The organism is Arthrobacter rhamnosi, from assembly GCF_054510855.1.
Window position 1 is genome coordinate 815,806 of sequence record NZ_JBTNDT010000001.1, and the last position, 21,628, is coordinate 837,433.

21 protein-coding genes are annotated in these 21,628 nt (G+C 66.3%); 13 read left to right on the top strand and 8 right to left on the bottom strand.

Annotation, left to right across the window (positions count from 1 at the left end):
- Positions 1-49: 49 nt before the first annotated feature.
- Genes ACX80I_RS03820 through nirB form a run of 3 tightly spaced genes read right to left on the bottom strand, consistent with a single transcriptional unit; the run spans position 50 to position 4,887 of the window.
- Entirely contained in the window at positions 50-1,171 is a 1,122-nt protein-coding gene (locus ACX80I_RS03820; RefSeq protein ID WP_459343822.1) for a uroporphyrinogen-III synthase, read from the bottom strand.
- Positions 1,168-2,223 carry a uroporphyrinogen-III C-methyltransferase gene (cobA, locus tag ACX80I_RS03825; RefSeq protein WP_459343823.1) on the bottom strand — a complete coding sequence of 352 codons (1,056 nt, stop codon included), beginning with the start codon at positions 2,221-2,223 and terminating at the stop codon, positions 1,168-1,170. Before cobA ends, ACX80I_RS03820 begins: the two co-directional genes overlap by 4 nt.
- A 3-nt stretch (positions 2,224-2,226) precedes the next feature.
- Positions 2,227-4,887, bottom strand: a complete 2,661-nt coding sequence (gene nirB / locus ACX80I_RS03830) for a nitrite reductase large subunit NirB (protein ID WP_459343824.1) — start codon at positions 4,885-4,887, stop codon at positions 2,227-2,229.
- A gap of 273 nt (positions 4,888-5,160) precedes the next feature.
- On the opposite strand from nirB, the gene nirD reads away from it, so the two are divergent.
- The 3 genes from nirD to ACX80I_RS03845 all read left to right on the top strand — a co-directional run bounded on the left by nirD (position 5,161) and on the right by ACX80I_RS03845 (position 7,975).
- The gene (nirD, locus tag ACX80I_RS03835) at positions 5,161-5,544 is read left to right on the top strand and encodes a nitrite reductase small subunit NirD (RefSeq protein ID WP_459343825.1); all 384 of its coding nucleotides are present in this window, start codon (positions 5,161-5,163) and stop codon (positions 5,542-5,544) included.
- A 37-nt stretch (positions 5,545-5,581) separates the two neighbouring features.
- Positions 5,582-6,373 (top strand): sirohydrochlorin chelatase, encoded by a 792-nt coding sequence (locus ACX80I_RS03840; RefSeq protein ID WP_459343826.1) that lies wholly within the window; start codon positions 5,582-5,584, stop codon positions 6,371-6,373.
- Between the two features lie 216 nt (positions 6,374-6,589).
- Entirely contained in the window at positions 6,590-7,975 is a 1,386-nt protein-coding gene (locus tag ACX80I_RS03845) for an MFS transporter (RefSeq protein WP_459343912.1), read from the top strand.
- Positions 7,976-8,011: 36 nt separating this feature from the next.
- Here ACX80I_RS03845 and glmM read toward each other — a convergent pair whose 3' ends face one another.
- The 4 genes from glmM to ACX80I_RS03865 all read right to left on the bottom strand — a co-directional run bounded on the left by glmM (position 8,012) and on the right by ACX80I_RS03865 (position 12,137).
- A complete protein-coding gene (gene glmM, locus ACX80I_RS03850) occupies positions 8,012-9,370 on the bottom strand; it encodes a phosphoglucosamine mutase (protein WP_459343827.1) in 1,359 nt (452 codons plus the stop codon).
- A gap of 263 nt (positions 9,371-9,633) precedes the next feature.
- Complete coding sequence (gene rpsI, locus ACX80I_RS03855; RefSeq protein WP_087076836.1) at positions 9,634-10,131, bottom strand: 30S ribosomal protein S9; 498 nt, start codon at positions 10,129-10,131, stop codon at positions 9,634-9,636.
- A 41-nt stretch (positions 10,132-10,172) separates the two neighbouring features.
- Complete coding sequence (gene rplM, locus ACX80I_RS03860) at positions 10,173-10,616, bottom strand: 50S ribosomal protein L13 (RefSeq protein ID WP_301226221.1); 444 nt, start codon at positions 10,614-10,616, stop codon at positions 10,173-10,175.
- Between the two features lie 273 nt (positions 10,617-10,889).
- On the bottom strand, positions 10,890-12,137 hold the full coding sequence (locus tag ACX80I_RS03865; protein ID WP_459343828.1) for a glycosyltransferase family 87 protein: 1,248 nt from the start codon (positions 12,135-12,137) through the stop codon (positions 10,890-10,892).
- Positions 12,138-12,547: 410 nt separating this feature from the next.
- On the opposite strand from ACX80I_RS03865, the gene ACX80I_RS03870 reads away from it, so the two are divergent.
- The 10 genes from ACX80I_RS03870 (at position 12,548) to ACX80I_RS03915 (ending at position 20,636) form a co-directional block, all read left to right on the top strand.
- Complete coding sequence (locus tag ACX80I_RS03870; protein ID WP_459343829.1) at positions 12,548-12,754, top strand: Flp family type IVb pilin; 207 nt, start codon at positions 12,548-12,550, stop codon at positions 12,752-12,754.
- Positions 12,755-13,147: 393 nt separating this feature from the next.
- On the top strand, positions 13,148-13,354 hold the full coding sequence (locus ACX80I_RS03875) for a Flp family type IVb pilin (RefSeq protein WP_459343830.1): 207 nt from the start codon (positions 13,148-13,150) through the stop codon (positions 13,352-13,354).
- 160 nt (positions 13,355-13,514) lie between these two features.
- Entirely contained in the window at positions 13,515-13,862 is a 348-nt protein-coding gene (locus ACX80I_RS03880) for a TadE/TadG family type IV pilus assembly protein (protein WP_459343831.1), read from the top strand.
- Complete coding sequence (locus tag ACX80I_RS03885) at positions 13,850-14,887, top strand: pilus assembly protein TadG-related protein (RefSeq protein ID WP_459343832.1); 1,038 nt, start codon at positions 13,850-13,852, stop codon at positions 14,885-14,887. Before ACX80I_RS03880 ends, ACX80I_RS03885 begins: the two co-directional genes overlap by 13 nt.
- Before the next feature lie 10 nt (positions 14,888-14,897).
- Positions 14,898-15,665: a Flp pilus assembly protein CpaB gene (locus ACX80I_RS03890; RefSeq protein WP_459343833.1), complete on the top strand. Its 768-nt coding sequence runs from the start codon at positions 14,898-14,900 to the stop codon at positions 15,663-15,665.
- Entirely contained in the window at positions 15,662-16,858 is a 1,197-nt protein-coding gene (locus ACX80I_RS03895; RefSeq protein ID WP_459343834.1) for a CpaE/TadZ family protein, read from the top strand. The genes ACX80I_RS03890 and ACX80I_RS03895 overlap by 4 nt, the downstream gene beginning before the upstream one ends.
- A complete protein-coding gene (locus tag ACX80I_RS03900; RefSeq protein ID WP_459343835.1) occupies positions 16,855-18,303 on the top strand; it encodes a TadA family conjugal transfer-associated ATPase in 1,449 nt (482 codons plus the stop codon). Before ACX80I_RS03895 ends, ACX80I_RS03900 begins: the two co-directional genes overlap by 4 nt.
- Before the next feature lie 16 nt (positions 18,304-18,319).
- The gene (locus tag ACX80I_RS03905) at positions 18,320-19,243 is read left to right on the top strand and encodes a type II secretion system F family protein (protein WP_459343836.1); all 924 of its coding nucleotides are present in this window, start codon (positions 18,320-18,322) and stop codon (positions 19,241-19,243) included.
- A gap of 11 nt (positions 19,244-19,254) precedes the next feature.
- Positions 19,255-20,136, top strand: a complete 882-nt coding sequence (locus ACX80I_RS03910) for a type II secretion system F family protein (RefSeq protein ID WP_459343837.1) — start codon at positions 19,255-19,257, stop codon at positions 20,134-20,136.
- A gap of 119 nt (positions 20,137-20,255) precedes the next feature.
- On the top strand, positions 20,256-20,636 hold the full coding sequence (locus ACX80I_RS03915) for an Hpt domain-containing protein (protein WP_459343838.1): 381 nt from the start codon (positions 20,256-20,258) through the stop codon (positions 20,634-20,636).
- 34 nt (positions 20,637-20,670) lie between these two features.
- On the opposite strand, the gene ACX80I_RS03920 is transcribed toward ACX80I_RS03915, so the two are convergent.
- Positions 20,671-21,462 (bottom strand): response regulator transcription factor, encoded by a 792-nt coding sequence (locus tag ACX80I_RS03920; RefSeq protein ID WP_459343839.1) that lies wholly within the window; start codon positions 21,460-21,462, stop codon positions 20,671-20,673.
- Between the last annotated feature and the right edge of the window lie 166 nt (positions 21,463-21,628).

Below are 21,628 nucleotides of genomic sequence, written 5' to 3' on the forward strand. Positions count from 1 at the left end.
CGTCACGACCGGCATCATGACCGGGTGGACCCTGCGGAGCGGTTGGACCCTACACGTGCAGGCGGTACCCGCGTTTGACCACGGTCTCGACCAGGCCGGGGTCCGGCAGGGACTTCCGCAGCCGGTTCACGTTCATGTCGAGGGCATGGCCGGCACCGGTGTGTGCGAGGAGGCGCGTCAGTGCATCACGGCTGAGGACGGCACCGCGCGCCGACAGCAGCGCCTTGAACAGCACGAGCTGCGCGGGTGCCAGCTCCACCTGGACCTCGTCCACCCGCACGGACCTGCCCCGTACCTCCACGTAGCCGGAGCGGGTCCGGAGCTGCTCGACGTGGTGTTCGGCGAGGTGGTCGCAGACGAGGCGGATCAGGGCGCCCATGCGGTAGCGGTCGGGCACGATGGGCTCGATGCCGGCGTCGAGCAGGGGCTGGGCGGTGACCGGCCCGACGGCGGCCGCGAGGACGCTCCGGCGGAACCGCTGGATCAGTTCCTCCTGCAGGCCCTGCTCGGCGGCCGTGTTGAACAGCGCGTCCACGGCGGGGGCGCTCGTGAAGGTGACGCAGTCCAGCTGCCCGGCGCAGACGGCCTCGATCAGCCTCGGCAGCCGCTCGAAGCCCTCGGGCTTGATCCAGCGGTACGGCGTGACGGTGAGCAGGGTCGCGCCCGCCGCGCGGAGCCGGGCCAGTTGGTTCGCGTCCGCGTAGGCGTGCAGCTGCACGCCGATGGTGAGGCCTGAGAGGTCCTGCTGCAGCAGCTCGTCGACCAGCGTCGCCGTCGTCTCGTCGGAACTGATGCCGACGTCGTCGAGCCCTGCCGCGCGCACCGCTCCCCGGGCCTTCGGCCCGCGCACGTAGATACGGCCGTTCCCCAGGACGTCCAGCAGATCGTCGCCGAGCCCGGCGGCGTCCGCCGCCTCGAACCAGCGGCGCATGCCGTAGGCGGTCGTGATGATGAAGAGGTCCGGGCGCGCCGCCACCATGGCAGCGGTGTCCGAGAGCAGCTCCACGTCCTCGGCGATGGGCGCGATCTTCAGGGCCGGTGCGTGGAACACCGAGGCGCCGCGCCGCTCGAGGGCGTCGATCAGGTCCCCCGAGCGGCGGTCCGACGTCACACCGATACGGAAGCCGGCCAGCTGCCCTGCCGACCCGTCCAAGCGGATCGCCTCGGTCATGACGCCAGCGATTCGGTCAGGCGGGCGAGGTGCGCGGCTCCGCCCTGCAGGTCGAGGCCCACACGAACCACCTCCCCGATCACGAGCACGGCCGGGGACTGGCACCGCGCGGCACCCGCCGCCGTGACGATCGTGGCGAGGGTGCCCGCCGTCGTGCGCTGGGACGCGCTGTACCCGCGCTCGACGACGGCGACCGGCATGTCCGGGCGCATCCCGGCGCGGCCGAGACCGGCGACGAGCTGCGGAAGCGTGGAGACGCCCATCAGGACCACGATGGTCCCGCCGAGGCCGGCCAGGTGCTCGTGCTCGTCGTCGCTCAGCGGCGCGTGACCGGACACCACCGTGAACAGGTGGCTGACGCCCCGGTGGGTGACCGGGATACCGGCGGCAGCGGGGACAGAGATCGCCGAGCTGACACCCGGCACAATACGGCACGGCACCCGGGCCGCGAGGCATGCCGCGAGCTCCTCGCCCCCCCGCCCGAAGACGAAGGGATCGCCGCCCTTGAGCCGGACCACGGCGTTGCCGTCGAGCGCATACCGGACCAGCAGATCGTTGATGCCGGCCTGCGGCACCCGGTGGTGGCCCGGCAGCTTCCCGACGTCCACGAGCTCCGCGGCCGGGGCGAGCTCCGCGAGCGCATCCGTTGGGGCGAGCCTGTCGTACAGGACGACGTCGGCCTCGCGGAGCGCCGCGGCCGCGTCGAGGGTCAGGAGTCCGAGGGCGCCCGGCCCGCCACCGACGAGGGTCACGGTGCCACCCCCCTGCGCGGCTGCCTCCCGCACGAATAGTGCGCCGCTGCGGCGGCACCGGGCGCGCAGTGCGTCCACGGCGTCGTCCGGGTGCGCGCCGTCCGGGGCGTCGCCCACCACGTCTCCCACGACGACCACGAGCGCGGCGCCGTCGAGCACCGCGTCCGTGCAGGCCTCCGCGGTCTCCCGCCGGTCGACGTCGGCTCCGGCTGCCCTGTACCGGGCCACCACCCTGCGCGAGGCCCGCTCGGTCCCGAGGACCACCACGCGGCGTCCGGCCAGATCGATCTCGAGTTGCATGGTTCAGCCCTCGGTTCCTGGTGCGGTTCCTGCTGCGGAGCGGACGGGGATCGCCGCTCCGAGGTTCGTGCGCCGGGCCTGCGCCTCGATCTCGGCGGGGGTGGCCGGCCGGCGCTGGCCGCGCTCCTCGACGAGGACGATCGACTGGTCCGCGGCATCCGGGGCGTTGACGAAGGACCGGAAGCGGCGGAGCCGGTCGGGGTCCTTGAGCGTTGCCGCCCACTCGTCTTCGTAGTGCTCCACATGGCGGGCCATCGCTGCCTCGAGGTCCTCGGCGATGCCGAGGGAGTCATGGATGACGACGTCGCGCACGTGGTCGAGGCCGCCGTCGAGGTCGTCCATCCAGCGGGCCGTCCGCTGCATGCGGTCCGCGGTCCGGATGTAGTACATGAGGTACCGGTCGATGTAGCGGATGAGCGTCTCGCCGTCGAGGTCCTGGGCGAGGAGCTGTGCGTGGGCGGGCTGGAAGCCGCCGTTGCCGCCGACGTAGAGGTTCCAGCCCTGGTCGGTGGCGATGACGCCGACGTCCTTCCCCCGCGCCTCGGCGCATTCCCGGGCGCATCCGGAGACGCCCATCTTGAACTTGTGGGGGGCGCGCAGCCCGCGGTAGCGCAGTTCGAGGTCGATCGCCATGGCCACCGAGTCCTGCACGCCGAAGCGGCACCAGGTGGAGCCGACGCACGACTTCACGTTCCGCAGGGCCTTGCCGTAGGCCTGCCCGGATTCGAAGCCCGCCTCCACGAGGATCTTCCAGATCTCCGGGAGCTGTTCCAGCCGTGCGCCGAAGAGGTCGATCCGCAGGGCCCCGGTGAGCTTCACGTACAGGCCGAACTGCTCGGCCACCTGCGCGATGACGGCGAGCTTCTGCGGCGTGATCTCCCCGCCCGGGATGCGCGGCACCACCGAGTAGGTGCCGTTGCGCTGCATGTTGGCCAGCGCGCGGTCGTTCGTGTCCTGCAGCGTGCCGCGGCCGCCGTCGAGCACGTACTCCCCGCGCTGCGTGGCCAGGATGGAGCCGATGGCGGGCTTGCAGATGTCGCAGCCCTGCCCGGCCTTCGCCTCCTCCGACGCCCCGAAGCGGCGGATGATGTCCTGGAAGGAGGCGAGGTCGAGGGCCTGGATGGCCTCGAACAGTTCGGGCCGCGACATCGCGAAGTGCTCGCAGATGCCCTTCGAGACGGTGCGCCCGGCCTTCGTGAGCTCACTGTCGAGCAGCTTCTTGAGCATCGGCACGCACGAGCCGCACTGCGTTCCGGCACGCGAGCACGCCTTGAGCGCCGGCATGTCGAGCGCCGGTTCCCCGTCCCCCGTCCCGTGTACCGCTGAGCGGCACGCGCCGGCGGTGACGTTGTTGCACGAGCAGAGGATGACGTCGTCGGGCAGGTCGGACTGCGGGGCCTCGCCGCCACCGGCGGAGGACAGGTAGGCCCCGGGCTCGGCGGGCAGCTCGCGGCCCAGCAGGGGCCGGAGTGCCGAGTAGGGCGCGGCGTCACCGACGAAGATGCCGCCGAGCAGCGTCCGGGCATCGTCCGTGACCACGAGCTTCTGGTACAGGCCCCTCGCCGGGTCGGCGTAGACGATCTCGAGGCTGCCCGGAGTCTCCGCGAGCGCGTCACCGAAGGACGCGACCTCGACGCCCGAGAGCTTGAGCTTGGTCGCGGTGTCGAAGCCGGGGAAGGAGGACAGGCCCCCGAGGATACCGTCCGCGCAGACCTCGGCCATGGCGTTCGCCGGTGCCACCAGGCCCATGCTGACGCCCTCGTAGCTCGCCACCTCGCCGATCGCCCATACACCCGGCAGGGCGGTCTCGCAGGCTGCGCTGATGACGACGCCGCCGCGGGGCGCCACCTCGAGCCCGGCCTCCCTCGCGAGCTCGTCGCGCGGCCGGATGCCCACGGCGAACACCACGAGGTCGGCGGGGAGCACGGACCCGTCGCTCAGCGCGACGCCGGTGACCCGCCCGTCGTCCGTCTCGATGGAGGTCGGCGCACCGCCGCAGTGGATCCCCAGGCCCTTCGCCTCGATGAGGCGCCCGAGTGCCTGTCCCCCGCCCTGGTCCAGCTGTGCGTTCATGAGCCAGCCGGCCCGGTTGACCACGGTCGACTCGGCGCCCAGCTGCTGAAGCCCTCCGGCCGCCTCGAGGCCGAGGAGCCCGCCGCCGATGACGACGGCGCGCGGGGGCCGGCCGAGGCCGGCGGCGAGGCGGGCGGTCTCCGTGCGCAGCCACTGGACGTCGTCGAGCGTACGGTAGACCGCCGCGTGCTCGCCGCCCGGCAGGGGCAGCCGTACGGCGTCCGATCCGGTGGCGAGGACCACGTCGTCGTAGGCGTACTTCTCTCCGGAGGCTCCCACGACGCACCGCGCCGCGAGGTCGAGCCGAACCGCCCGCTCACCGGTGACGAGCCGGATGGCGGGTTCGCGCCACATGAGCTGTTCGCCGAGGCTGAGGTCCACGTCGCCGGTCAGTGCGCTGCTCAGCGCCACCCGGTCATAGGGTGCGTACGCTTCCTCGGTGAGCACGGTGACGGAGAGTCCGTCGGTGCCGCGCCGCCAGAGGGCTTCGACGAACCGGTGCGCTGCAGGTCCACCGCCCACGACGACGATGCGCCGTTCCGGCACTGCGGGGACGTCCCCGGAGGGCCGTGATGATCGGTTCTCGCTCATGGTGTGCCTTCCATCCGGGCCGGGGTGGTCCCGCGTCTGGTTCCACCGTACGGAGGGGCAATTACTCCTGTGTGTCGCGGATGTATCGCAAAGTTAACTTCGGGCTCACGGGCGGGCGCCGGGCCGGTGAGGTGCAAGTTACCCGGGCGCAACAGCCCCGGGACCTGGGCGACACGTCCCCGGCCTAGCGTTGTGCTCAACGCACCGGCCACCCGCCATCAGCACACCGCATCAGCACCCGACATCAGCACTCGACATCAGCAGGAGAACGCCATGACCGAACTCGTACTCCAGCGCCCCACCGCCGTCTGGGTGGCCGTCTGCCGCCTCGATGACCTCGAGGAGTGCTGGGGTGAGGCCGCGCTCGTCGGCGGGGAGCAGATCGCCCTGTTCCGGCTCCCGGGGAATGGGGTCCACGCCGTCGGCAACATCGACCCCCGGACGCAGGCGGCGGTCATGGCCCGGGGCATCGTCGGTTCGCGCGGTGCAGTGCCGACCATCGCCTCACCGCTGCACAAGGAGGTCTACGACCTCGCCACCGGCGCCTGCCTGTCGGGTGGGCAGGCACTCCGGGCGTACCCGGTGCGATGCGTGGACGGCGTGGTCGAAGTGGGTGTGGCCGAAGCCTCTGGGGTCGAAGCCCGCGGTGCCGCCTGAGCGCGCAACTCCCTCCGTCAGTGCTTCAATGGCTGACATGACCGCGCCTTCCAGCACCGCCCCCGTTCTCATCGCCTGCGCGCACGGTACCGACAACGTGCAGGGACGCCGCGAGATCGACGCCGTGCGGGCCGGGATCTCCGCGCTGCGGCCTGGACTCGATGTCCTCGAGGCGTACGTGGACGTGCAGGTCCCCGACCTGGTGGACGTCGTGGCGTCGCTCCCGCCGGACCGTCCGGCCGTCATCGTCCCGCTGCTGCTGTCCGTCGGCTACCACGTGAAGGTGGACATCGCGCGGGCGGCTGCGAGCAGGCCGGGAACGGTGTCCGCCCTTCCGCTGGGACCGGATCCGCGTCTCGCCACCGTCCTGCAGCAGCGCCTCGTCGAGGCGGGAGTGGCCGACGGCGATGCCGTGGTCCTCGCGGCCGCCGGGTCATCCGACGCATGCGCTGCCGAGGACGTCGCGGAGGTTCTCGCGGTCCTCGCGGAACACCGGACGGGCCCGGTACGGCCGGGCTTCGGATCGAAGGCCTCGCCGTCCGTCCCCGAGGCGGTCGCAGCCTATCGCGGGGGTCCGGAGCCGGGTCCGGTCGCCCTCGCCTCCTACCTGCTCGCTCCCGGGTACTTCCACGACCAGCTGGCGAAGGCGGGCGCCGACGTCGTCAGCGCTCCCCTGCTGCCGAGTCCCGTCATCGCGGAGATCGCCCTCAGCCGGTACGACGACGCCGTCGCGCGCCTCGGACTCCCCCAGCAGGAAGGAACCTGCCCGCGGCCGTGCCGCGCGCTGGTGTCGACGTGCGTCCGGAGCGGTTCAGCCCAGCCCGTCTGATGCCGCCCGGGGCGCAGCGCCCCGCAGACCCTCTGCGGAGCAGTACAGCGGAGGAGCGGGACTAATTCCGTCGGTGGCGCAGTTATGCACTCGGGCCGGAAGCGGTCAGGTGCGCGTAGGGCACTCCGCCGAGAACAGGAATGAGACGACGTGACGACAGCGACGACCGAAGGAGTCGGCTTCCGGTCCCGACGGGGACCGATTCTCATCGCCCTGATGCTGTCCACGGGTCTGGTGGCGATCGATTCCACGATCGTTGCGACGGCCGTACCGTCGATCGTGCAGGACATCGGTGGCTTCACGTCCTTCCCCTGGCTGTTCTCTGCCTACCTCCTGGCACAGGCCGTCTCGGTGCCCGTCTACGCGAAACTCTCGGACGTCGTCGGGCGCAAGCCGATCATTCTCAGCGGTATCGGTCTCTTCCTGCTCGGCTCGATTCTCTGCGGAGTGGCCTGGAGCATGCCTGCCCTCATCGCGTTCCGTGTGCTGCAGGGTTTCGGCGCAGGCGCAGTGCAGCCGGTGGCGATCACCATCGCGGGCGATATCTATACGCTGACCGAGCGGGCGAAGGTGCAGGGGTATCTCGCCAGCGTGTGGGCCGTCTCCTCGGTGGTGGGTCCGACACTCGGGGGTGTGTTCTCCTCGCTGGGTATCTGGCGTGGGATCTTTTTCGTGAACATTCCACTGTGCCTGCTGGCGGGGTGGATGCTGCTGCGGACGTTCCACGAGGATATTGAACGCACGAAGCACCGTGTCGACTATCTCGGGGCGGGACTGCTGACGGTCTCACTCACCCTGATCATTCTGGGGGCCCTTCAGGGCGGCCAGGCGTGGGCCTGGAACTCTTTCATCGGCATCGCCGTCTTCGCAGCCGGGGCACTCCTGTTCGCCGCGTTCGTCCTCGTCGAGAGGAAAACCCCGGAGCCGGTCCTGCCGCCGTGGGTGGTGTCCCGCCGGTTGCTGGCGACCACCGCGATGATTTCCTTCGGTGTGGGAGCAGTCATGCTTGGCCTCACCTCCTACGTGCCCACCTTCCTCGAAGGAGCCCTCAAGACCTCCCCGATTCTGGCTGGACTCGCCCTGGCGGCACTGACCCTCGGCTGGCCGATCAGCGCCTCCCAATCGGGCCGGTTCTATCTCCGGATCGGATTCCGCAGGACCGCCCTGATCGGCGTGACCGTCACTGTCATCGGTACAGCCGTTCTCGCCCTCACCGCGTCCTCACCCAGCATCCTGCTGGTGGCGGCGAGTTGTTTCATCGTCGGACTCGGCCTCGGCCTGGTGGCGACCCCGAGCCTCATCGCCGCCCAGTCGAGCGTCGAGTGGAACGAGCGCGGTGTGGTCACCGGCACGAACCTCTTCGCACGATCGATCGGGAGTTCCATCGGTGTCGCCGTCTTCGGGGCCGTGGCCAATTCGATCTACGCCGGCACCCCGGGCAGCGATACGGATGCGCACACCATCGTCTCGGCCTCCACCGCGGTGTTCCTGGCGGTTCTGATCGGCGCACTTCTCACCGTCGTCGCCGTCGTCGCAATGCCCGCGACAAGCAAGACCCCGCAGGGGCCTGCCACGACCGACGCGGCGTCCTCAGGTCAATAGGATCCTCGGGGCCTGTGCCCCGCACCACGAGGAAGGCTAGGCGGCAGGCTCGAGCGAGAGGCGCTCCTGCACGGTGGCGGCGAGTTCCTCGGCGATGCGCTGGGCTGTCCCGGTATCGGCGGCCTCGACCATCACGCGAACGACCGGTTCGGTCCCCGAGGGACGCAGCAGGACCCGTCCGGTCTCGCCCAGGATCTGCTCCGCCTCGCGGACGGCCTCCTGCACTCCCTCGTCCGAGGTGGCGGCCGTGCGGTCCACGCCCTTGACGTTGATGAGTACCTGCGGGAGCTTCGTCATGACAGCCGCGAGCTCCTTGAGGCTCTTGCCGGTCGCAGCGATGCGTGAGGCGAGCTGGAGCCCTGTGAGGACGCCGTCGCCGGTCGTCGCATACTCGGCGAAGATCACGTGGCCGGACTGTTCGCCGCCGAGCGTGTAGTCGCCGTCGCGCATGCCCTCGAGGACGTAGCGGTCGCCGACGCCGGTCTCCTTGATGGAGATGCCGGCCTCGCGCAGGGCGATCTTCAGCCCGAGGTTGCTCATCACGGTGGCCACGAGGGTGTCGTCCTTGAGCTTCCCGGCGTCCTTCATGGCCAGTGCCATGACTGCCATGATCTGGTCGCCGTCCACGACGGTGCCCTCGTGGTCCACGGCGAGGCAGCGGTCGGCGTCGCCGTCGTGGGCGATGCCGAGGTCCGCTCCGTGCTCGAGCACGGCGGCCTGCAGCTTCTCGAGGTGCGTGGAGCCGTAGCCGTCATTGATGTTGACGCCGTCCGGGTCCGCGCCGATGACCACGATGTCCGCGCCGGCGTTCTTGAACACCTCCGGGGAGCAGCCGCTCGCGGCACCATGGGCGCAGTCGAGGACCACCTTGAGCCCGTCGAGGGGGTGTGGGATGGTCTGGAGCAGGTGGACCACGTAGCGGTCCTCGGCGTCGGCGAAGCGCTGGATCCGCCCTACGTCGCCGGCGACGGGGCGTCGGCGTGCGTTGGCCATCTCGGTCTCGATGGCGTCCTCGAGCGCGTCGCTGAGCTTCTTACCGCCGCGGGCGAGGAACTTGATGCCGTTGTCCGGGGCCGGGTTGTGGGAGGCGGAGATCATGACGCCGAAGTCGGCGTCGAGATCGGCGACGAGGAACGCCGCGGCGGGCGTCGGCAGCACGCCGGCGTCGTAGACGTCCACCCCGGAGCTCGCGAGGCCCGCTTCGACGGCAGCGGCGATGAACTCACCGCTGATCCGGGGGTCGCGGGCAATCACGGCGGTGGGCCGTCGATCACCGTCGACCGCGTTGTGGCCGAGCACGACGGCGGCCGCCTGGGCCAGCTGCAGGGAGAGTTCCGCCGTGATCAGGCCGTTGGCCAGGCCGCGCACACCATCGGTGCCGAATAACTTGCTCATCGTGGATCATCCTAAGTGAAGAACATGAGACCGCTCAGGTGGGTCCCCAACAGGTTAAAGCACGATGCCCGCCCGGAACCCCGGACGGGCATCAGCGCGTGTCCCTAACGGCAAGGAATTGGAACCAGCCACACGCTCAAGGAGCGTGGAGCCAAGCTCCAAATCCTGCCAGATACTCCCGATAGCGTGGAGCCGAGCGGCAAATACCGCTGAGGGGACCCAAGGGAGATCGCTCTGGCGATCTCCCTTGAGGTAAACGGTATTTACCGCTTGGAGTACTGAGGCGCCTTGCGTGCCTTCTTGAGACCGGCCTTCTTGCGCTCGATGACGCGGGCGTCACGGGTCAGGAAGCCTGCCTTCTTGAGGGCGGGGCGGTTGTTCTCGCGGTCGATCTCGTTCAGCGTGCGCGCAACACCGAGGCGGAGGGCACCGGCTTGGCCGGAGGGTCCACCACCGTGGATGCGGGCGATGACGTCGTACGCGCCGTCGAGCTCGAGGAGCTTGAACGGGTCGTTGACTTCCTGCTGGTGCAGCTTGTTCGGGAAGTAGTCAGCGAGCTCGCGCCCGTTGACGATCCACTTGCCGGTGCCGGGGACGAGGCGCACGCGGGCGACTGCTTCCTTGCGGCGTCCAACGGCTCCGCCGCCGACGGTCAGCGCGGGGCGCTCCTTCGCGGTGGTCTCGCTGGCCTCGGTGGACTCTGAGGTGTAGCTCGTAAGCTCCTCAGTAGGTTCATTCAGCTCTTCAGGGTTCTGAGCCACGGTTCTCCTTGAATTAATTTCTTAGTGTGTGGTGGCCAGGACTACTGGGCGACCTGGGTGATTTCGAACGTCTTGGGCTGCTGCGCGGCGTGGGGGTGCTCAGCACCGCGGTAGACCTTCAGCTTGCCGATCTGCTGGGCTGCCAGCGAGTTCTTGGGAAGCATGCCGCGGATAGCCTTCTCGACTGCGCGCTCCGGGTTCTTGTCCAGGAGTTCCACGTAGCTGGTGGACTTCAGGCCGCCCGGGTAACCCGAGTGGCGGTAGGCGCGCTTCTGCTCGAGCTTGGAGCCGGTGAGGGCTACCTTTTCAGCGTTGATGATGATGACGAAATCGCCCATGTCCATGTGGGGAGCGAAGGTCGGCTTGTGCTTTCCGCGGAGCAGGATTGCGGTCTGGCTGGCAAGACGGCCGAGGACGACGTCGGTTGCATCGATTACGTGCCACTGGCGGCTGATGTCGCCTGGCTTCGGGGTGTACGTACGCACGGTTATGGCCTTCGTTTCTATTTCGGTGTCGCCCGCATCCACGGAAACCTCCGTGCCCGCGGGCTCAGCTTATTCATGCGTTACCGGAACTTCAGGTGAGGGCTGAAATACGACCAGTTATCCCGTAAATCTCGGCTCCGCCCCCGGGCCAGGTGGTTCTGCAACTGAACCGCTCCGAGAGGCGCAGACGTATCGAGCTGGGATACGCACAACGACTACCAAGATTAGCCTGCCGCCATGCCCCAGGTCAAAATGGCGGGGACGCTACTCCCGCTAAGCTACGGTGCGCTTCGGCTGCAGGTCCGTCTCGACCGGCTGCGCGAGGAGCCTGAGGGACTCGATCCAGAGAATCACCAGCGGAATGGCGGTCCACGGGGCCGCGCCGATCGAGAACGGCCAGGCAAGCCGGCCCGCCGTCGACTCGAGCACCGGTGCGAGCCAGGTGGTGCAGAAAGCCGCCGCGAGGCTGAGGCGTACCGCCACGGTAGGCCTGTTCTCGAGCAGATACAGGGCCACCGGGAAGAACAGGACGGCGTCGTACACGACGAGGTGTGGAGAGAACACGACGGTGGTCGACAGTGTCACGATCAGCACCAGCATTCCGTCCGAACTACGGGCAGGCCTTTGCTCCCCCGCTGCAACGGGCTGGCTTAGTGAGCGCTGTCCTCGCATCAGCTGTTGCGCCAGAACTGCCGCTGCAGCAACCAGTACGACGACGGCCAGGATGGAGCCGATGGCACTGGGCGCCGACTCGGGCAGCACAGCGTGCAGGAATGCCGGAACACTGACCATTTTCCATGCCTGGTCCTGCTGGACCTGCTCGCCGAAGCCACTGCCGGTGAGCGCCCCGACCCAGTGTCCTACCCCTACTGGCCCCACCAGTGCGAGGCTCAACCCGGCCTGCAGGAGGCCCATCACCACAAATCCGGAGAGCGCACCGAACCTCCGGGTCACGAGGAGCGCCACCGGTACCAGCACCACGTGCTGCGGTTTTAGGAGCGCCAGACCGAGAACGGCGCCCGCGAGGAATTGATGGCGGCCGGCGATCAGTCGTATTGCCAGGAGCCATACCGCAAGCACGAATGTGGAGTCCTGCCCACCGCCGAGCAATTCGAAGACGGGAGCGCTCGCGCAGAGCACCAGCACCACGAGACCCCTTCGACGCGCGACGAGCCCGGGCGCCAGAGTTCGTAAGGACCTCATGCAGACAGCCAGCAGCACCAGGTTGATGACCAGCCAGACTCCAGCACTCGCCGGATACTCGATCAGCGCAAAGGGTGCGTACAACGCCGCGACCAGGGGTGGCGACACGAACCAGGACAGGACCGACGTCGTCCCATTGATCGGCGCCTGGACAACCACCTGCCGCTCAATGCCGTACAGGTCGCTGCCGTATCCATCGAGCAACAACGCACCTCCGGTCCAGTGCGCCAGATAGTCGGGCAGTACCGTACCAAATACCGCAGGGTCCAAGAGCCGCTGGACCGTGGAGATGACGAGGAAGACAGGTCCCAGGACCACGAAGATGAACGGATAATTCCGCAGCCTTTCATGCGTCAGGAGCGCGTCAGCAAAGAATACACCGCGTTGCAGTGCGGTTTGGGGCCTACTTGGGTGGGAAGTCTCAGCCATAGTGGGAGACTACGACAGCCCCCCCGGGTTCGAGCGGGTATGACCGAGTATTCTGCCGACAACACCGGATAGACCCAGTCGCGACGTGTAGCCCCCCCCCCGAACAGCTACTCGGCTATTCCATATTCCTGAGCTTTCCAAGCATCAACGCAGGTTTTGCTCAGTCAGCGTGGCTTCGAACCAGCCTCGGCAAGGGTTGCCAAAGGATACGGCGAAGTTCGGTTCCGAGCCGTTCCCAGTGCCTACTTTTGATGCAGAGCCGGCACTCGGCCGGTCATTCGGAACAACAGGAGTCCCTCATGTTCGCTCACCTGGCAGCATCGCTGCATACTCTCGGATTCACCGTTCAGACCCGCCTCCGCCGCGAAGAGACCGGCGCCACCGCGGTGGAGTACGGCCTCATGGTCGCGCTCATCGCGGTCGTTCTCCTGGTTGGCGTCGGAGCTTTCGGCAGTCAGCTGAACACCTTCTTCAACGGCCTTGGCACCAAGCTCAAGCTCACGTAACCCCATTCATACCCAATGTGCAGGGCACCGGGCATGAACACGATTCATGCATGGTGACAGTGCGAAGAGCAGCGGCGTCATATCGAGGCCGCTGCTCTTCCCGTAGTTAAGAGACAAATGAAGTTTTGGGGTCTTGGAGCAGGAATCCCTCGGCGCGGAGAGGGCATCCTTTCCCGACGTAGGATCGCGGCGGAACAGCTACCCGGCGCTGGTCCATATGCTTGAGCTTTTCCAAGCATCGACGCAGGTTTTGCTCAGCCAGCGTGGCTTCGAACCAGCCCCGGCAAGGGTTGCCAAAGGATACGGCGAAGTTCGGTTCCGAGCCGTTCCCAGTGCCTACTTTTGATGCAGAGCCGGCACTCGGCCGGTCATTCGGAACAACAGGAGTCCCTCATGTTCGCTCACCTGGCAGCATCGCTGCATACTCTCGGATTCACCGTTCAGACCCGCCTCCGCCGCGAAGAGACCGGCGCCACCGCGGTGGAGTACGGCCTCATGGTCGCGCTCATCGCGGTCGTTCTCCTGGTTGGCGTCGGAGCTTTCGGCAGTGAGCTGAACACCTTCTTCAACGGCCTTGGCACCAAGCTCAAGCTCACGTAACCCCATTCATACCCAATGTGCAGGGCACCGGGCATGAACACGATTCATGCATGGTGACAGTGCGACGAGCAGCGGCGTCATATCGACGCCGCTTCTCTTCCCGTAGTTAGGAAAACCGATGAGTCGTTTGGGATCTGAACGGGGGTCCGTCGCTGTGGAGATGGCTATCCTTCTGCCCGTACTCATCCTCCTGCTTCTTGGCATGATGGAGTTTGGGCGAGCCTTGAATACTCAGGCAACGCTGAACTACGCAGCACGCGAAGGTGTCCGCGTCATGGCGATTACTAAGAATGTGTCTGATGCCAAGAACAAGGCGGCGGCGTCCGCGCCGACTCTGAATCCCGGAGTGAATCCGGCCGACGTCCTGGTTGTTGGAACGTGCCCCACCGGTCCGGCATCTCCCAGTCCATCGGTAACCGTGACCGTCAATTATCAGCTGACCACTCTTACCGGTATCGCTGGCCCATTCGCCATGAAGGCTACGGGGGTCATGTTGTGCGGAGGATAGCCAGCAAGTGGAAACCCGCAGCGGCAGACCGGGAGCGCGGCGCGATCAGCGTTCTGGTGGCTCTTCTCATGGTGGTCTTTCTTGGTTTCGCTGCTCTAGCAGTCGATGTGGCGATGGTGTACTCGGAAAGAGCGCAACTGCAGAACGGAGCGGACGCAGCAGCACTAGGAATTGCCCAAGTCTGTGCCAAGACACCTAGTAGCACCCTCTGTTCCAGTTCGTCCGCCATTGCGGCGGATCTGACCAATAAAAACGCGCTCGATAATCTAAGCGCCGTTCAGTCCGTCGCTTTCTCTGGGAACAAGGTCACTGTGACCACCGCAGCAAAGGAAGCCGGCCGATCGGATAACCGGGTTTCCCTTTTCTTCGCCCAGGCCCTCGGAGTTTCCTCTGCAGAGGTCGGTGCCCGCGCCGCTGCGGTATGGGGCAGCCCGACGAGCGGAATAGCGCCGTTCCCGCTCACCTTCTCAATCTGCCAGGTGCAGGGACAGGTCGGCGGATCACTTCAACTCCTCCAGGCCCACGGTGACAACGCGAACCCTGACTGCAATTACGGCCCTTCGGGTGCTGCTGTGCCGGGTGGATTTGGTTGGTTGTCACAATCGTCCGGTCAGTGCGGGGCATTCGTCGACATAGCTGTGCAACTGGGCGCCAGTGATCCGGGTAATAACGGACCGAGCGACTGTGATGCCGTCCTGAATGGCTGGGCGACCGACTTGTCGGCCGGCAAGTCCGTGACGCTCCTCCTTCCGGTCTTCGATCAGGTGACCGGCACTGGCGCCGGAGCAAAATACCACCTCCTCTACTTCGCCGCGTACGACGTGAAGGGGTGGGCGTTCTCTGGAAGTAATAACCTTCCGATGACCTTCAACCCGTCAGTGACAGACGGATCAGTGACAAAGAACTGCTCGGGAAGCTGCCGTGGAATCATCGGCAAGTTCATCGAGTACGTCTCGCTGGCCGACGGCTACACCCTTGGACCCGTTACTAGCGGCGGCGTATCCGTCGTTCGCCCCTCTCTCTGAAAGCTCTCTCATGAAATCCCGCCTCCTGGCCGGCGTTGCCGCCGTCATCCTCGCGCTGATCGGAGCCATGATGCTGTACGGCTACGCTCAAGGTGCCGAAGCCCGGGCCGTCGAGGGACTCGATCCGGTTGATGTGCTCGTCGTTGCAACCGATGTCCCTGAGGGCACGCCGTCCGAGGAGCTTATGCCCTTCCTCACCACTGAGAGCCTCCCGGCGACCGCGGTCAGCACATCGGCGCTGAAGGACCTGGACTCGTCCGCCGGAAAGGTCACCTCCGTTGCCCTTGTGCCAGGCGAGCAGGTGTTGGCCGAGCGGCTGGTTGACCCGGATGACCCAGCACTGACGGGAAGTGTAGAAGTACCGGAGGGCCTGCAGGAGGTTTCATTCGGCATCGAGCCGGCGAGGGCGGTAGGTGGCAAGATTGCGCCAGGCGACACAGTGGGCATCTTCATTTCGATGGCGCCCGGCGCGTTACCCGATGAGCCCGAGGCAGACACCACCCAGTTAGTGCTCCACAAGGTCCTTGTCACTTCGGTGCAACGTGCCCCGTCTGCCGCACCGGTCGATCCTGCTGCTACCCCCGAGGAACAGGCAAGGGCTGAAGCCGAAGCGCTGCCGTCCGGATCACTGATGCTGACTGTCGCGGTGAACGAAGAACAAGCTACCAAAATCGTGTTCGGCAATGAATTCGAGAGCATCTGGCTCAGCAAGGAGCCGGCCTCGGCTGTCGAGAGCCCCAATCCCATCACTATTCATGACAAGGTTCTGTACCGATGAGCAGATTCGTCCTGATCACGCCGAGTTCTGAATTCGAACAGAAGGTCCGCCTCGCGGTATCCGGCGGCTTGCAAGGTCATGTGAAGAGCCTGCCCGCGAGCGCCCTCTCCGGCGACACCGACGCCGTCCTCGAGCAGCTTTCTCTGGAGCGTCCCGAGGTGCTCGTCTTCGGCCCCGGCATCGCCATCGAAGACGCGCTCCGGCTCGCAATCATCGTGGACGTGAAGTTCCCCGAGATCAGCGTGGTGCTGGTGCATGACGAGCACCCCGACATCGCCCTGCAGGCGATGCGGGCCGGCGTCCGTGACATCCTCAGCCCGCTCGCCGACGTCGCAAACATCCGAGCGCAGCTCGAACGGGCCTGCCAGGCATTCGCTACCCGCCAGCGTTCCGATGCGCAGCTGCTTGGTCAGCAGCAGAGCGGCCTCGTCATCGGCGTGTTCTCCCCGAAGGGCGGCGTGGGCAAGACCACCATTTCCACCAACCTCGCGGTTGGCCTGGGAAAGCTTGCTCCCATGAGCGTCGTGATCGTGGATCTGGACCTCCAGTTTGGTGACGTTGCCTCCGGCCTTTACCTGAACCCCGAGTACTCCGTCCTCGACGCCGTATCAGGCGCAGCTACCCAGGACACCATGGTGCTTAAAGCGTTCCTCACCGCACACCCCTCGGGCATCTATGCGCTGTGCGGTCCCCGCAATCCCGCCGACGCAGACCGCATCTCCCCGGAGCAAATTACGCGCCTGATCCAGCAGCTCGCCCTCGAGTTCCGTTACGTCGTCGTCGACACCGGGCCGGGGCTCACGGAACCAAGCCTGGCTGCACTTGAGCAATGCACCGATGCCGTCTGGGTGACCGGCATGGACGTGCCGAGCGTCCGCGGCCTGCGCACGGGCCTCGACGTCCTCAATCAACTCAACCTTCTCCCCGAGACGCGGCACGTAGTGGTCAACTTCGCCGATACGAAGACCGGCCTCTCGGTGCAGGACATCGAAGCAACCCTTGCGGCGCCCGTCGACGTCTCAATCCCCCGCTCGCGAGCCCTCACCCTCGCTACGAACCGCGGAATTCCCCTTCTCCAGGACAAGGTCCGCGACCCCGCTACGAAGAGCCTCAACAATCTCGTCGAACGCTTCGACCACGAGTGGCGCGCCAGGTCTCAGCGGAAGCTCCACCGCCGCGTGGTCGTCCGATGAAGCTCTCTGCACGTATTCAGGCCGCTGGCCTGGCACCCATTCCCTCCGCCGCTCCCGCCGAAGGCTCGGCCGCTGCCATCGCAACCGTCGAGGAGCCCCGCCCCTCTACGCTTGCTCCCGCTATCGTTCGCGATGCTCCGGACAAACCTGGATCGGCGAAGGTCGATGTCTTCGCCGGCCTCAAGCAACGGGCGGCGTCCGCCCTCTTCGAACGAATGGGAGTCCGCGCCAGCGACACCTCCATCAGCGAGGAGGACCTCAAGGTCATCGCCCGCGATGAATTGAGCCAGATCATCGACGCGGAACAGGTGCCACTCAGCCCCGATGAACGACGCCGCCTTATTCAAGATGTGGCCGACGACGTCCTCGGGTTCGGCCCGCTCCAGCGACTCCTCGACGACCCCACGGTCACCGAGATCATGGTCAACCGGATGGACCAGATCTACGTGGAGCAGAAAGGCCGACTGACACTGAGTGAGTCCCGGTTCAGCTCGGAGGAACACCTGCGCCGGGTCATCGAGCGCATCGTCTCCAAGGTGGGGCGTCGCATCGACGAGTCCTCACCGTTCGTAGACGCTCGGCTCGAGGACGGTTCCCGTGTCAACGCGGTCATCCCGCCACTTGCCGTCAACGGCTCGTCCCTGACCATCCGTAAGTTCAGCAAGGTACCTCTGACGGTACAGAACCTCATCAATTTCGGGACACTGACGCCCGAGATGGCGGAACTGCTCGACGCCTGCGTGAAGGCGAAGCTCAATATCATCGTCTCGGGTGGTACGGGTACCGGAAAGACGACCCTCCTCAATGTGCTCTCATCATTCCTCCCTGGAGACGAGCGGATCGTCACCATCGAGGATGCCGTCGAACTACAGATTCAGCAGCAGCACGTGGTGCGGTTGGAGAGCCGCCCGCCCAACACCGAGGGCAAGGGTGCGGTCTCCATCCGTGATCTGGTGCGTAACTCGCTCCGTATGCGACCGGACCGGATCGTGATCGGCGAGGTGCGAGGCGGTGAATCGCTCGACATGCTGCAGGCCATGAACACTGGACACGACGGGTCCCTCTCGACCGTACACGCAAACTCCCCCAGGGACGCCGTCGCACGCCTCGAAACGCTCGTCCTGATGGCCGGTATGGACCTGCCGCTCCGGGCCATCCGCGAGCAGTTGGCCTCCGCCGTCAACCTCGTGGTGCAGATCTCGCGCCTCCGGGACGGAAGCCGACGCATCACGCACGTCACGGAGGTCCAGGGCATGGAGGGCGACGTCGTCACCCTCCAGGATGCCTTCGTCTTCGATTACTCGGCCGGCGTTGACCAGAAGGGCCGTTTCCTCGGTAAACCCGTCCCCACCGGCATCCGCCCGCGCTTCATGGAGCGCTTCGAGGACATGGGCATTACCGTCTCCCCCGCCGTCTTCGGGTCCGCTCCGATCCGCGGGCGATAAACCGATGACTGTCTTCTTGGCCACCGGAACCGCGCTGCTCGTCGGCGCCGTCATTCTGGCGCTCGTCGCTTTCCGTCCACTGCAGTCGCCGGTGCCGCTCGACCGGCGTCGTCCAACTTTGGAGCAACCGGACTCGCAGCTGTCCAAATTCGCGGGGGCTGCCGGTCGTGCCATGGAGAGCTATCTCAGGCGCCACCCGAGGCGCTTTCTCAATCAGGCGGTTCTCGAAACTGCCGGCGTGAGGATCAGCCAGGCCGAGGTGTACCTGCTCGTGATCCTCGCCGGCATCACCGGACTCCTGCTCGGTTGGGTTCTGCTCGCGCCCGTGGTGGGCATCTTGCTTCTCCTGCTGTCTCCCGCGGCTGTGCACCTAGTGGTGGCCTTCCTGACGGGACGGCGACGCCACCGCTTCGACGCCCAGCTAGGCGACACGCTGCAACTCCTGACCGGCGGGCTGCGTGCGGGCCATAGCATCCTGCGAGCGATTGACGCCGCTGCCACGGAAGCAGACAGTCCGACGTCGGAGGAAATGCGCAGGATCGTCGCAGAGACGAGCCTTGGAAAAGACCTTCTCGCCTCGCTCCTTGATACGTCCCATCGAATGCAGAGCGAGGACTTCGCGTGGATCGCCCAGGCCATCCAGATCAACCGCGAGGTCGGCGGTGACCTCGCAGACGTGCTCGACCAGGTGGGGCACACTATCCGTGAGCGGGGTGAGATCAAAGGTCAAATCAAGGCACTTGCGGCAGAAGGAAAGTTGTCCGCCTACATCCTCGCGGCACTGCCGTTCTGCATCGCACTGATCCTCAGAGTCCTCAACCCCGGCTACATCGACAAGCTGTTCACCGAGCCGCTGGGCTGGGTCATGCTCGGGGCTGCCGCCGTCATGATGACGATCGGTGGGCTCTGGCTGCGCAAGATTATCGACCTGAAGTTCTGAGGAACCCTTCCATGGATTTGATCCTGCTCGCCTCACTCCTGCTGACCGCTAGCTCCATCGGCTATTTCACTTGGTCGCTGCTGACCTCGGACGTAAAGGTACGCCGCGTCGTCAATCACAACCTCAACCAGGGCATGGGACTGGCCGCAGCCGCTGCGGAACGGCCGAACCCGTTCTTACAATTGGGTCACCGCCTCACGCCCCAGGCATACGTCAGAAAGCTCGACCACTTGCTGGCACTCGCCGGAAGACCTGCTTCGATGCCTCTGGCAAAGGTCATGACGGCAAAACCTCTGCTCGGCGTAGCCGGGGGCCTCGCGGGTATCCTCCTCGCGGACGCCAACCCGGACAAGCGCTTCGTGATGATCGCAATCTTCATCACTGTGCTGGGGTACTTCGTGCCCGACCTGCTCCTTTACAGCAAGGGACAGGAGCGGCAGAAGGCCATGGCCCTCGAACTTGCGAACACGCTGGATCAGATGCTGATCTCCGTCGAGGCCGGCCTCGGCTTCGAGAGTGCGATGCAACGCGCGGGCGAGACGGGCAAGGGACCCCTGGCGGACGAACTAGTGCGGACCCTGCAGGACATGCAGGTAGGTCGTAGCCGTCGTGAGGCGTACCTCGCCATGGCGGATCGCAGCAACATCCCGGAGCTCCGCAGCTTTGTGAAGGCCATAGTGCAGGCCGACGCCTACGGCATTTCTTTGTCCGGCGTCCTGCGCACGCAGGCCAAGGTAATGCGCGTCAAGCGGCGCCAGCGCGCCGAGGAAAAGGCCATGAAGCTACCCGTCACAGTACTGTTCCCGCTGCTGCTGTTCATCTTCCCGGTGCTGTTCATAATCATCCTCGGCCCTGCAGCGCTCAACATCATTGATTCCTTCGCGGGCCAGTGATGGTGTTCTCAACAAAGCGGACTTCCGTCGCGATCGGGGAGACAGGGAAGCAATTGCGCAGTTATACGTCAGCATCAGCCGGTTTCCGGCCAATCGTCAGATCACGGCCGTAGCCTGACATGGTGTTCGTAAACGCCGCCCCGATGGTCCTGCCGCTCGTGGACCTCGCTGTCCTCTCCCAACTGGAGCGGCAGCTGAATGACCCCGTGCCGGCCCGGGCGTTCGCGCGCGACTACATCACGGGATTCGAGACACGCTACCTTCGCCTCACCAGCTCCATCGGCACAGTGGACCTCCCCGCTGCCCTCGACGCCGCCCTCAGCCTGCGCAACTCGTCGGCTATGGTCGGCGCCGCACGGCTCTCCGCGATGGCCGCGGAACTGGAGCTCGCTGTGACCTCAGCGGACTTGGACACAGCACGCACAGCACTCACCGCTATTGAGCGCTGCGGTCTGGAAACCATCAACGAACTCGAAACCCGGTACCTCACACCCGCCTGAGCCTGCGCCGCCTCACGCCCGCCTTCGCGATAGTTCAGAATCGGGCGGGCGTCAGCCGGTAGCCCACCCCGCGCACGGTCTGCAGCCAGCGGGGGTTCTTCGGGTCCTCGTCCAGCTTCCGGCGGAGGTTGCCGATGTGCACCTCGATGGCACGCTCGTCCGAGTCGTTGATGTAGGCGTCTTCACCGTAGTAGTCGCCACGCACCACACGCACCAGATCGGCCTTGGTCCTCACCGCTCCGTTGCTCTTCAGCATCTCGTGCAGCAGATCGAACTCGCTGCGCGTCAGCGGCAGGTCAGCGCCGTCGAGCAGGACGGTGCGGGCCGCAGCGTTGAGGACCAGCCCGTTGTGCTCCAGGACCGACGAGGTCTCCGACACGGGAGCGGAAGGTGCGGCGACAGCCACCGCAGGCGCTGCAGCACCGGCGTGGACAGCCCCTACAGGCTCGGGAACGGCGCGCGGACGCCGCAGCATGGCCGCGATGCGGGCTCGAAGCTCCCGCGGACGGAACGGTTTGGTGAGGTAGTCGTCCGCGCCGAGCTGCAGGGCCGTAAGGGTGTCCAACTCGTCACCGCGCGACGTCAGCATGACGACATAGCAGTTGCTGGAGCTGCGGATGCGCCGGAGCACCTCGTATCCGTCGATGTCTGGCAGCCCGACGTCCACCGTCACCACGGTCGCGTGGTGCTCGCGGACCAGGTCGACGCCGGCCCTTCCGCTGGGTGCCACGTGGACATCGAAGCCCGACTGCCGCAGGACGGCCGCCACGAGATTTCGCACATCGGCGTCGTCCTCGATGACTACCGCTACGCCCGGATCGCTCATTCGGTTCCTACCCCCATGTGACCTGCGCTGCTGCGCGCTCGACTCGTCATGAATCCCATTGTGCATGCCCGCGCACCGGAATTACGCCGCCTTCCGGTGCAAAACGCGTGATAGGGGACATAATGTGAGGCAGTACGTAGGTCTCAGCGTCGGAAAGTTCTTTATC